This is a genomic window from Streptomyces kryoterrae (assembly GCF_054072135.1).
Map to the genome: position 1 here is coordinate 3053079 of NZ_CM133358.1, position 12378 is coordinate 3065456.

At 70.7% G+C, this 12378-nt stretch carries 6 protein-coding genes; all 6 read left to right on the forward strand.

Annotated elements, in window-relative coordinates:
- The first annotated feature begins 206 nt into the window (after positions 1–206).
- The 6 genes from ACW4TU_RS12800 (at position 207) to ACW4TU_RS12825 (ending at position 12321) form a co-directional block, all read left to right on the forward strand.
- Complete coding sequence (locus tag ACW4TU_RS12800) at positions 207–2081, forward strand: ABC transporter ATP-binding protein (protein WP_457427672.1); 1875 nt, start codon at positions 207–209, stop codon at positions 2079–2081.
- A complete protein-coding gene (locus ACW4TU_RS12805) occupies positions 2078–4375 on the forward strand; it encodes an ABC transporter ATP-binding protein (RefSeq protein WP_457427674.1) in 2298 nt (765 codons plus the stop codon). Before ACW4TU_RS12800 ends, ACW4TU_RS12805 begins: the two co-directional genes overlap by 4 nt.
- Positions 4376–4445: 70 nt before the next feature.
- Entirely contained in the window at positions 4446–6230 is a 1785-nt protein-coding gene (locus tag ACW4TU_RS12810) for an ABC transporter ATP-binding protein (RefSeq protein WP_457427676.1), read from the forward strand.
- Entirely contained in the window at positions 6227–7996 is a 1770-nt protein-coding gene (locus ACW4TU_RS12815) for an ABC transporter ATP-binding protein (RefSeq protein ID WP_457427678.1), read from the forward strand. Before ACW4TU_RS12810 ends, ACW4TU_RS12815 begins: the two co-directional genes overlap by 4 nt.
- A gap of 235 nt (positions 7997–8231) precedes the next feature.
- On the forward strand, positions 8232–10310 hold the full coding sequence (locus tag ACW4TU_RS12820) for a M4 family metallopeptidase (RefSeq protein ID WP_457427680.1): 2079 nt from the start codon (positions 8232–8234) through the stop codon (positions 10308–10310).
- Positions 10311–10659: 349 nt separating this feature from the next.
- Entirely contained in the window at positions 10660–12321 is a 1662-nt protein-coding gene (locus ACW4TU_RS12825; protein ID WP_457427682.1) for a M4 family metallopeptidase, read from the forward strand.
- Positions 12322–12378: the final 57 nt, after the last annotated feature.

Here is a 12378-nt window from a genome sequence, read left to right on the forward strand (position 1 = left end):
AGGATTCAATTCGATGACGGACATGCAACCAGCGTCGCGGTGCGGGACGGGGCGGCACATCGGCCGACGCGCTCGGAGCGGCATCAGCCGATCGGTTGATACGCGCGTACGACTTCTCGAACACGCAGGTCGTAGGACCTTCGGCCGACCGGGTTCGGGTCAAAACTCGGTAGGCACTGTCAGTGGTGGTTTGTAGGCTCGGATCGATGCCCACGACACGTGCAACCGCAAAGGACCCCGAGGTCCCCACCGGCCGTTCCGCCGTACGCACTCTGCTGCGCCTGTGGCCCTATGTGCGGGCGGTGCGTGGACGGCTGTTCGCCGCCGCCTTCGTCGCCGTGCTCGCCTCGTGCATGGGGCTGGTGATCCCGCTCGTCCTGAAGTGGATGGTGGACGGGCCGATCGCCGACCGTGACTCGCGGGGTGTGGGGTTCGGGGCGCTGTGGCTGCTGCTCCTCGGGCTCGGGGAGGCGCTGCTGTTCGGGCTGCGGCGGTGGCTGGTGGCCCGGCCGCTGGCCGGGGTCGAGGCGGCGATGCGGGCGAGCCTGTACCGGCGGCTCCAGCGGTTGCCGGTCGGCTTCCACGACCGTTGGCCGTCCGGGCAGTTGCTGTCCCGGGCGACGTCGGACCTGCAGTTGCTGCGGATGTTCCTCGCCTTCCCGCTGACGTTCCTCTTCGTCAACGCGGTGACGATCCTGGTCGGCGTGATCATCATGCTGGTCCAGGACTGGTCGCTGGGGCTGGTGATCCTGGGGCCCGCCGTCCCCGTACTGATCGTGTGCATCGTCTTCGAGCGGCGCTACCACCTCGTCGCCCGGCGCGCACAGGACCAGGTGGGCGACCTGACGACGGTCGTCGAGGAGAGTGTCCTCGGCATCCGGATCATCAAGGGGTTCGGGCGGCACCGGAGTCAGGCGCGGGCGTTCCGTGAGCTGTCGGGGACGTTGCGCGGGACCGAGTTGCACAAGGCCCGGCTGCTGTCGGCGATCTGGGCGGTGATCGTCACGCTGCCGGAGCTGGCGATCGGGGCGGCGCTCGTGCTGGGGACGGTGCAGGTCGCCGACGGTGACCTGTCGGCCGGCACCCTGGTCGCCTTCCTCTCCACGGCCCTCGCTCTGCGCTGGCCCGTCGACTCCATCGGTTTCCTCCTCGCGATGAGCCAGGACGCGGCCACCGCCACGGAGCGGTACTTCGAGGTGATGGACGAGGATCCGGAGGACGAGGGGGAGTTGCTCCCCGGCGCCCATCCCCCTGCCTCTACCTCTGCCTCCGATACTTCGGACGCCGACCGGGGGCTCCGCTTCCACGACGTCTCCTTCCGGTATCCCGACGCCCCCGCCGGCTCCCCTCCCGTCCTCGACCGCGTCGACCTCCACATCCGGCCCGGCGAGTCCATGGCCCTCGTCGGCACGACCGGCAGCGGCAAGACCACGCTCACGGCGCTCGTCCCCCGGCTGCACGAGGTGACTTCGGGGCGCATCACCCTCGACGGGCACGACATCTCCGCCCTGCCCAGGGAAGAGCTGCGTGCCCTGGTCGCCGTCGCCTTCGAGGAACCCACCCTCTTCTCGGCGAGCGTCGGCGCCAACGTCCTCATGGGGGCCCAGGACTCCGCGGGCGAGGCCGAGTTGCGCCACGCGCTCTCCGTGGCCCAGGCCGATTTCGTGCACTCGCTTCCGCAGGGCACCGACACCCAGGTGGGTGAGCAGGGCCTCAGCCTGTCCGGCGGCCAGCGGCAGCGGCTCGCGCTGGCCCGGGCGGTCGTGGGCAAGCCCCGGTTCCTCGTCCTGGACGACCCGCTGTCCGCGCTGGACGTGCACACGGAGGCCGCCGTCGAGGCCGCGCTGCGCCGGGTCCTCGCCGACACCACGGCCCTGATCGTGGCGCACCGCCCTTCCACGGTCCTGCTCGCCGACCGCGTCGCCCTTCTCTCCGGCGGCCGGATCGTCGCCGTGGGCACGCATCACGAACTCCTGCGGACGAACGCCGAGTACGCCTGGCTGATGGCCGGCGCGGACGAGGAGACCGACCGCCGCGACACCCCCCACGGCACCGAGAGCTTCGAGGAGGCCGCCCGATGACGGCGCCCACGACCACCGCGCCGACCCCCGACGACGAACGGCCCTCCGGGTCGAACATCAGGCCGGACACCGGGCCAGATGCCGGGCCAGATGCCGCGCCGAACGCCGCCCCGGACACCGAACTGAACGCCGCCCCAGACACCGCGCCGAACGCCAGCTCGGACACCAGGCCGAACGCCGAGCCAGACACCGAGCTGAACGCCGCCCCAGACACCGGGCTGGACGCTGCACCAGCCGCCAGGCCGGACACCCCGCCGAACGCCGGCCCAGACACCGAACTGAACACCGGACCAGCCGCCAGGCCAGACACCCCGCCGAACTCCGAGCCAGACACCGAACTGAACGCCGCCCCAGACACCGGGCTGGACGCTGCACCAGCCGACAGGCCGGACACCCCGCCGAACGCCGGACCAGACACCGAACTGAACGCCGGACCAGCCGCCAGGCCGGACACCGCGTCGGGCGCCGGAGCCGGCCCCGTCGCTCCCCGGTCCCCCGCCCCCGGCGACCCCTTCGATCAGGACGACCTGCCCACCCCCAAGGGCGCCACCGCCGGACTGCTCCGGTCTCTTCTCGCGCCGATGAAGGGCCGCGTCGCCCTCACCGCCGTGCTTCTGCTGCTCCAGCAGGCCGCCGTCCAGGCAGGCCCGCTGCTCGTCGCGTACGCCATCGACCGTGCCGTACCGGCCTTCCGCGACCACGACCACGGGCCGCTCGTCGCCGTCGGGGTCGGCTATCTGCTCTGCGCGCTGGCCTCGGGCGCGCTGCAGTACTGGTTCGTCTCCGCCGCCGCCCGGGTCAGCCAGGACGCGCTGCTCGATCTGCGCGGGCGCATCTTTCGGCACGCGCAGGCGCTCAGCCTCGACTTCCATGAGCGCTACACCTCGGGCCGGCTGATCTCCCGTTCCACGGCGGACGTCGAGTCGCTGCGCGAGCTGCTGAACGACGGGCTCCAGGAACTCGTCACCATCGCGCTGTCCTTCGCCTACATCTCGGCCGTCCTGCTCTGGCTGGATCTGAGCCTCGGCGCGCTCGCCATCGCCTCCTTCGTGCCGCTGTACCTCCTCGTCCGGCTCTACCGGCGCCGGGCCGGCCGTGTGTACGCGCTGCGGTCCACCGCGATCGCCGCCGTCATCGTCAAGTTCGTCGAGACGATGAACGGCATCCGGCCGGTGCGCGCGTTCCGCCGCGAGGCCGCCAACGACGCGGAGTTCGAGGCCCTCAACCGCCATCACGAGCGAAAGAACGGCGACGCCATCCTGGAGATGGCCCGTTACGTCGTCGGCTCCCGGGTCGTCGCCAACTCCGCTGTCGCCGCGATGGTGTTGTGGGGCGCCCACCGGGTCGCGGACGGCTCACTGGAGCTGGGGGTGCTGGCCGCCGCCGTGCTGTACCTGCGCCGGCTGTACGACCCGATCGACCGGCTCGGTATGTTCCTCAACTCCTACCAGTCGGCCACCGCCTCCCTGGAGAAGATCTCCGGGCTGCTCGCCCAGGTGCCCTCGGTCCCGGAGCCGTCGACTCCGCGCGAGCTTCCGGTACTCGAGTCCGAGCACCCGGGTCGCGAGGTCGTCTTCGACGGCGTCCGGTTCGCCTACCGCACCGGCGGCGAGGTGCTCCCCCGCTTCGACCTCACCCTTCCGGCCGGGCAGACCGTGGCGGTCGTCGGCTCGACCGGCGCCGGCAAGTCCACCCTGGCCAAGCTGCTCGCCCGCTTCTACGACCCCACCGAGGGACACGTCCGCCTCGACGGCGTCGAGCTGCGCGACCTGTCGGGCGCCGACCTGCGGCGCGGGGTCGTGATGGTGACACAGGAGGCCTTCCTGTTCTCCGGCAGCGTCGCCGACAACATCGCCATCGGCTCCCCGGACGCCCCGCGCGAGGAGATCGAGCGGGCGGCCAAGGCGATCGGCGCCCACGACTTCATCACCGCCCTGCCCGAGGGCTACGACACGGACGTACGCAAGCGAGGTGGCCGTATCTCCGCCGGGCAGCGCCAACTGGTCGCGTTCGCACGGGCGTTGCTCGCCGATCCAGCGGTGCTGATCCTCGACGAGGCGACCAGTTCGCTCGACATCCCGGGTGAACGGGCCGTGCAGCGCGCGATGTCGACGGTTCTGAAGGGGCGTACGGCCGTCGTGATCGCGCACCGGCTGTCGACCGTCGAGATCGCCGACCGGGTGCTGGTGATGGAACACGGGCGGGTCGTCGAGGACGGCGCCCCGGCCGAACTCATCGCCGGTACGGGTCGGTTCGCGGCTCTGCACCGGGCCTGGCGGGACAGCCTGGCGTGAGTTCATGAGCGGTTGGTGAGCGGTTCGTGAGCTTGTGGGTGGGCGGACGGGACGGGGGACAAGAGGGAAAATGATCGACGCGTACGAGGATCCCGGCACGCCCGACTCCCGCGGCCCCGCCCGCTATCTGCTGTGGCTGGTGCGGCAGCAGTGGCGGCGGTCCGCGCTCGGGGCGCTGCTGGCCAGCACCTGGACGACGCTGATGGCGCTGTCGCCGTATCTGATGTCCCGGGCCGTCGACGACGGTCTCGAACCGGGCGACCAGGCCGTGCTGGCCGGCTGGGCGGGCGCGATCCTCGCCGCCGGGACGTTCAGTGCGTGGCTGAGCATCATGCGGCACCGCACGATGACCCGCATCCGGATGGACGCCAACTTCCGTACGGTCAAGGTCGTGGTCGGGCAGGCCGTGCGGCTCGGGGCCGCGCTGCCCCGGCAGGTCGGGGCCGGTGAGGTCGTCACGATCGGCGTCGGTGACGTGCAGACGATCGGCCAGTCGCTGACCTTCGTCGGGCCCGGCATCGGCGCGATGGTCTCGTACGGCGTGGTCGCCGGACTGCTGTTGTCGGTGTCGCCGGCGCTCGCCGCCGTGATCCTGCTCGGTGTGCCCGTCGTCGCCGTACTCGTCGGACCGCTGCTCGGCCGGCTCCAGGGAGTGGAGTCGTCGTACCGGGAGCGGCAGGGTGTCCTGACCGCCCGGATCGGGGACCTCTCGGGCGGGCTGCGTGTCCTCAACGGCCTTGGCGGAAAAGGGCTGTTCGCCGACGCCTTCCGCCGTGACTCGCGCCGCCTGCAGGAGCAGGGGTACCGGGTCGGGGCGGTGAGCAGCTGGATCCAGGCGCTCGGGGTCGGGCTGCCGACGCTGTTCCTGGCCGTGGTGACCTGGCTCGCGGCCCGGCTGGCCGCCCAAGGGTCCATCACCGTGGGCGAGTTGGTGTCCGTGTACGGCTACGTCGCCGTGCTGATCATGCCGGTGGCTTTCTTCATCGAGTGCGGGTTCCAGATCAGCCGCGCCCTGGTGGCCGCCCGACGGGTCGTACGGTTCCTGGCGCTCGACCCCGACGACGACAGCGTTGGCCGGGGGTTGGACGCGCCCGCGTCGCCGTCCGCGCTGCACGACCCCGACTCCGGCGTGACCGTCGTGCCGGGGCGGCTGACCGCGCTCGCCGGTGCCCGGCCCGCCGATGCCACCGCCGTCGTCGACCGGCTCGGCCGGTTCGTGCCGTCGGCGGCGACCTGGGGCGGGGTACGGCTCGACGAGATCGCCCTCGCCCAGGTGCGCGCCCGGATCCTGGTCGCCGACAACGAGGCCGACCTGTTCGCCGGGACCCTGCGTGAACTGGTCTCCGGGCGCGGGGAGCACGGTGCGGAGGCCATCGCCCGGGCGGTGCGCGCGGCCGTCGCCGACGACATCGTCCTCGGGCTGCCGGAGGGACTGGACTCGGCGATCGACGCGCAGGGCCGCAACCTCTCCGGCGGCCAGCGGCAGCGCGTAAGGCTGGTGCGGGCGCTGCTCGCCGACCCCGAGGTACTGCTCGCCGTGGAGCCGACCTCGGCGCTGGACGCGCACACCGAGGCCGCCGTCGCGGACCGGCTGCGGGCAGAGCGCGGCGAGCACACGGACCGTACGACCGTCGTGGCGTCCACCTCGCCGCTGATGCTGGACCGGGCGGACACCGTGTACTACCTGGTCGACGGCAAGGCGGCGGCCGTCGGCAGCCATCAGCGGCTGCTCGCGGAGGAACCGGGATACCGGGCCCTGGTGGCGCGCGACGCGGACGAGCCGGACGAGGAAGAAGGCCCGACAGACCTGGCGGCCGAAGAGGGCACGGCGAACATCGAGGAGCCCGCACGGTGAGTGCCCAACTGCCCATCGCCTCAGCCACCGACGTCCGCCGGGCCGCCGTTCGGCTGATCCGCGCCGACAGCCGTGCCTTCGTCGCGCTTCTGCTGCTGAACTCGGCCGCCGCCGGTGCCGGGCTCGTCGCGCCGTGGCTGCTGGGGCGGATCATCGACGAGGTGCGGGCGGGTGCCGGGGTCTCGGTCGTGGACCGGCTCGGGCTGGTCATCGTGGGGTGCGCGGTGGGCCAGTTGCTGCTGGCGCGCTGGGCACGGAACGTGGGGTACCGGTTCGGGGAGCGGACGCTGGCGCGGGTGCGGGAGCAGTTCGTGGACCGGGCGCTGGCGTTGCCCGCGTCGGTGGTGGAGCGGGCCGGGACCGGCGATCTGACGGCCCGGGGGACGGCCGACGTCAGCACGGTCGGCACGACGTTGCGCGATGCCGGGCCGGATCTGCTGATCGCCTCGGTGCAGTGTCTGTTCATCGTCGGCGCCGTGTTCGCGCTCGATCCGCTGCTCGGGCTGGCCGCGGTGCTCGCGCAGACCGGCATCTGGTTCGCGCTGCGCTGGTATCTGCGCCGGGCGCGCACCGCGTATCTCGCCGAGGGGTCCGCGAACTCCGAGGTGGCCGAAATTCTCGCGGCGACCGCTTCGGGGGCGCGCACGGTCGAGGCGTTCGGGCTGGCGGAGCGGCGGGTGGCGGTGAGCCGGGAGGCGCTGGACCACTCCCGGCGCAGGCGCCTGCACACGCTGTATCTGCGGACGGTGTTCTTTCCGCCCGTGGAGGTGTCGTACGTCCTTCCCGTGGTCGTCGTGCTGGTGGTGGGCGGCGTGTTGCACGGGCAGGGGGCGATCAGTCTGGGCGCGGTCGTGGCGGCGGCCCTGTATCTGCGGCAATTGGAGGCGCCGCTCGACGAGGTGCTGACGTGGATGGAGCAACTGCAGTCGAGCAGCGCCTCGTTCGCGCGGGTGGAGGGGTTGGGACGGGCGCCGAAGGGCGGGTCTGAGGCGTCGCCGGTGCCGGTGGGCGACCGGATCGATGTGACGGGGGTGCGGTACGCGTACGACCGTGGGGGCGAGGTGCTGCGCGGCGTCGATCTGACGGTGCGGCCTGGTGAACGGCTCGCGGTGGTGGGGCCGTCGGGGGCGGGCAAGACGACGCTGTGCCGGTTGCTCGCGGGGATCGACGAGCCGCGTTCGGGCACGGTGACCGTGGGCGGCGTACCGATCTCCTCACTCGGACCCGAGGAGCTGCGGCGGCAGGTCGTGCTGGTCACGCAGGAGCACCATGTCTTCCTGGGCACGGTGCGGGAGAATCTGCTGATCGCCGAACCGGCCGCCACGGACGCCGAGTTGTGGGCCGCGCTGGCCGCTGTCGGCGCCGCCGGCTGGGTGCGCGAGCTGCCGGCCGGGCTGGACACCGGGCTGGGCCCCGACGGGGAGTCGACCGACGGTTCACGGGCCCAGCAACTGGCCCTGGCGCGCGTGGTGCTGGCCGACCCGCACACCCTGATCCTGGACGAGGCGACGGCGTTGCTGGATCCGGCGACCGCGCGTCATACGGAGCGCGCGCTGGCCGCCGTACTCGAGGGGCGGACGGTGATCGCGATCGCGCACCGGCTGCACACCGCGCACGACGCGGACCGGGTGGCCGTGATGGAGGACGGGCTGATCACCGAACTCGGCACGCACGAGGGGCTGGTGGCGGCGGGCGGAGCGTATGCGGCGCTGTGGTGGTCGTGGCACGGGGAGCAGCAGCCGGCGTCCATGCAAAAGACTGAATAGCCCGTATACCGAACATGACCAACCGGACAACGAACCTTTTCCAGCCAACTTATTGACGCGGTCCTGACAGCATACGGCCCCGCCTGCCACTCTTCCCACGGCGACTTCACAGCAACTCCACAGCAACACCGCTGTGTTCGTCGTCGCGCATCCGCACGCACCTGTTCTGCCCCGGACGGACGACACCGTTCGGTCCCCCCTGGCCGCTCGACCAGTGGCCACGCAGAAGGAGTCAGTGTTGAGACGCCAGTCACACAGACGCGCCCCCCACGCCACCTCCACCGAGTTCTCCCGCTCCACGCAGCGACGGGTCGCCACCGGTGCCCTCGTCGCGGTAACCGCCCTACTGGCAGCGGCAGTTCAGTCCGGTGCCGCCACCGCGGCCCCGGAGAAGGCACCGTCGGCCGCGGGCAAGGTCATACCGGGCGCCGAGTCCGTCAAGCTGTCCCCCGCACAGCGCGCCGCACTGCTGGCCGAGGCCAACGCCACCAAGGTGGAGACGGCCCGGGAACTCGGTCTGGGCGCCAAGGAGAAGCTCGTCGTCCGTGACGTCCTCAAGGACGGCGACGGAACCGTGCACACGCGGTACGAGCGCACATACGACGGACTCCCCGTCCTCGGCGGCGACCTGATCGTCGACACCGCCAAGTCGGGTGCCACGGAAGGCGTCGTGAAGGCGGCCCGGGCCACCATCAAGGTGGCGACGACGAAGGCCTCGCTGCCCGTCGCGAAGGCGGAGAAGCAGGCACTGACCGCCGCGAAGGCCGAGTCGAAGAGCCCGAAGATCGGCAAGGAGCCCAGGAAGGTCATCTGGGCCGGCTCCGGTACCCCGGTGCTCGCGTTCGAGACGGTCGTCGGCGGCCTCCAGCACGACGGCACCCCGAACGAGCTGCACGTCATCACCGACGCGGCCACCGGCAAGAAGCTCTTCGAGTACCAGGGCGTCGAGACCGGCACCGGCAACACGGTGTACAGCGGCGCGGTCGCCCTCACCACCACACAGTCGGGTTCGACGTACAACCTGACCGACGGCGCGCGCGGCGGCCACAAGACGTACAACCTGAACCGCGGCACCTCCGGCACCGGCACCCTCTTCTCGGGCCCGGACGACATCTGGGGCAACGGCCTCGCGTCCAACCTGGAGTCGGCCGGCGCCGACGCCCACTACGGCGCGGCGCTCACCTGGGACTACTACAAGAACGTCCAGGGCCGCTCGGGCATCAAGGGCGACGGCGTGGGAGCGTACTCGCGCGTCCACTACGGCAACGCCTACGTCAACGCCTTCTGGCAGGACAGCTGCTTCTGCATGACGTACGGCGACGGGTCGGGCAACACCAACCCGCTGACCTCGATCGACGTGGCCGGCCACGAGATGACGCACGGCGTCACCGCCAACACGGCCGGCCTCACCTACAGCGGTGAGTCCGGCGGCCTCAACGAGGCCACCTCGGACATCTTCGGCACCGCGGTCGAGTTCTACGCGAACAACTCCTCCGACGTCGGTGACTACCTCATCGGCGAGGAGATCAACATCAACGGCGACGGCACGCCGCTGCGTTACATGGACAAGCCGAGCAAGGACGGCGGCTCGGCGGACAGTTGGTACTCGGGCGTCGGCAACCTGGACGTGCACTACTCGTCCGGCCCGGCGAACCACTTCTTCTACCTGCTGAGCGAGGGCAGCGGCGCCAAGACCATCAACGGCGTCAGCTACAACTCGGCCACCTCGGACGGGCTCCCGGTGACCGGCATCGGCCGGGACAAGGCGGAGAAGATCTGGTTCCGCGCGCTCAGCACGAAGTTCACGACGACCACCAACTACGCGGCGGCCCGCACCGGCACCCTCGCGGCGACCGGTGAGCTGTACGGCACGACGAGCGCCGAGTACACGGCCGTGCAGAACGCGTGGGCCGGTATCAACGTCGGTACGCGTCCGGGCGGCGGTGGCGGTGGCACCGGCACCTCCTTCGAGTCCACGACCGTCGTATCGATTCCGGACAACGGTGCCGCCGTGACCTCGTCGCTCGCGGTCACCGGCATCACCGGCAACGCGCCGACCAACCTGGTGGTCACGCCGAACATCACGCACACCTGGCGCGGCGACCTGGTCGTCGACCTGGTGGCGCCGGACGGCTCGGTCTACAACCTGAAGCCGTTCAGCTCCTCGGACTCCGCGGACAACGTGACCGAGCCCTACACGGTCAACGCCTCCTCCGAGGTCGCCAACGGGACCTGGCAGTTGAGGGTCCAGGACAAGGCGGCGCAGGACACGGGCAAGATCAACGGCTGGAAGATCACCTTCCCGTCAGCCTGAACACACAGCGATCCAGGGCCCGTTGGAGCCCCGTTCAGGACCTGTCAGCGGCAGGGCGCCGCCCCGGTGGATCAACTCCCCGGGGCGGCGCTGCCTTTGCGGCCCTTGTACTGCGCGTTTGTTGGCACTGTGCCCGGTCTTTGTTCCCGCTTTACCACGATCGCACCGTGTTACATGCATGAAACGTTCGGCTGACAGTCGATTTTCGGCCAACATCACTTTGGGGTCCTGACATGTACGCGCCCCCAATGTCACTCTTCCAACGCACGCCGCAGCAGCACTCCAACTTCACAAGCACTTCCCGGCGATCACCCCAAGACCGCCCGGAACCCCCACAAAAGGAGTTCGCGTGACCCCCCTCTACGCGCGTCACAAGCGCACCACGCTCGCCATCGCCACCGCCGTCGCGGCCGGAGCCCTCATCACCACCGGTCTGACCACCGGTGCCTCCGCGCAGAGCGAGCCGGCCGGGACCCAGGCCAAGGTCTCCGCCGTCCCGGTGACGCTGTCCCCCGCCGCCCGCACGGCCCTCATCAAGGAAGCCGCCGCCGAAGCCCCGGCGACCGCCGACGAGATAGGCCTCGGCGCGAAGGAGAAGCTCGTCGTCCGTGACGTCCTCAAGGACGCCGACGGCACGCTGCACACCCGCTACGAGCGCACCTACGCGGGCCTCCCGGTCCTCGGCGGCGACCTCGTCGTGCACGAGAACGCGGCCGGTGTGACCAAGGGCGTGACCAGAGCGAACAACGCCGCCATCAAGGTCACCGACCTCACCCCCGAGGTCACCACGGCCGCCGTCGAGAAGCAGGCCGTCACGCTCGCCAAGAAGGCCGGATCCACCAAGTCGGCGGCGTCCAACGCCCCCCGCAAGGTGATCTGGGCCGCCTCGGGCACCCCGACCCTCGCCTACGAGACCGTCGTCGGCGGCCTCCAGGAGGACGGCACCCCGAACGAGCTGCACGTCATCACCGACGCGGCCACCGGCAAGAAGCTGTACGAGTACCAGGGCATCGAGACCGGCACCGGCAAGAGCCTGTACTCGGGCACAGTCTCGCTGAGCACGACGCTGTCGGGCTCGACGTACCAGCTGACCGACGGCACGCGCGGCGGCCACAAGACGTACAACAAGGCGCACGCCACCACCACGTCCGCCGGCACCCTGTTCACCGACGCCGACGACACCTGGGGCACCGGCGCGGCGTCCAGCTCGACCACCGACCAGACCGCGGCCGTCGACGCCGCGTACGGCGCGCAGAAGACGTGGGACTTCTACAAGGACACGTTCGGCCGCTCCGGCATCAAGAACAACGGTGTCGCCGCCTACTCCCGCGTCCACTACGGCAACGCGTACGTCAACGCCTTCTGGGACGACAGCTGCTTCTGCATGACGTACGGCGACGGCGAGGGCAACGTGAGCCCGCTGACCTCGCTGGACGTGGCGGGCCACGAGATGACCCACGGCGTCACCGCCAACACGGCGGGCCTGAACTACAGCGGTGAGTCCGGTGGCCTGAACGAGGCGACGTCCGACATCTTCGGCACGGCCGTCGAGTTCTACGCGGCGAACACCTCCGACGTCGGTGACTACCTCATCGGCGAGAAGATCGACATCAACGGCGACGGCTCGCCGTTGCGTTACATGGACCAGCCCAGCAAGGACGGCGGCTCGGCCAACTACTGGTCGTCGACGGTCAAGAACCTCGACGTCCACTACTCCTCCGGTCCCGCGAACCACTTCTTCTACCTTCTCTCCGAGGGCAGCGGTTCGAAGACCATCAACGGGGTCAGCTACAACTCCCCGACCTACAACAGCTCCACGATCACGGGTATCGGCCGCGCCAAGGCCGTCCAGATCTGGTACAAGGCGCTGACCACGTACATGACGTCGACGACCAACTACAAGGGCGCCCGCACGGCGACCCTGTCGGCGGCCTCGGCCCTGTACGGCGCCAGCAGCACGGAGTACGCGGCCGTGAACGCGGCCTGGGCCGCGGTCAACGTCACCGCGTGACGCGTGACACGCGCCGCTCGGCATGAGCGGCGGGTGAGCAGCTGACCGGCGGGGCGG

Bases quoted from the DNA above. Each gene is read 5' to 3' on its own strand.
- ACW4TU_RS12800 (WP_457427672.1), top strand. From the start codon at position 207: ATGCCCACGACACGTGCAACCGCAAAGGACCCCGAGGTCCCCACCGGC.
- ACW4TU_RS12805 (WP_457427674.1), top strand. From the start codon at position 2,078: ATGACGGCGCCCACGACCACCGCGCCGACCCCCGACGACGAACGGCCC.
- ACW4TU_RS12810 (WP_457427676.1), top strand. From the start codon at position 4,446: ATGATCGACGCGTACGAGGATCCCGGCACGCCCGACTCCCGCGGCCCC.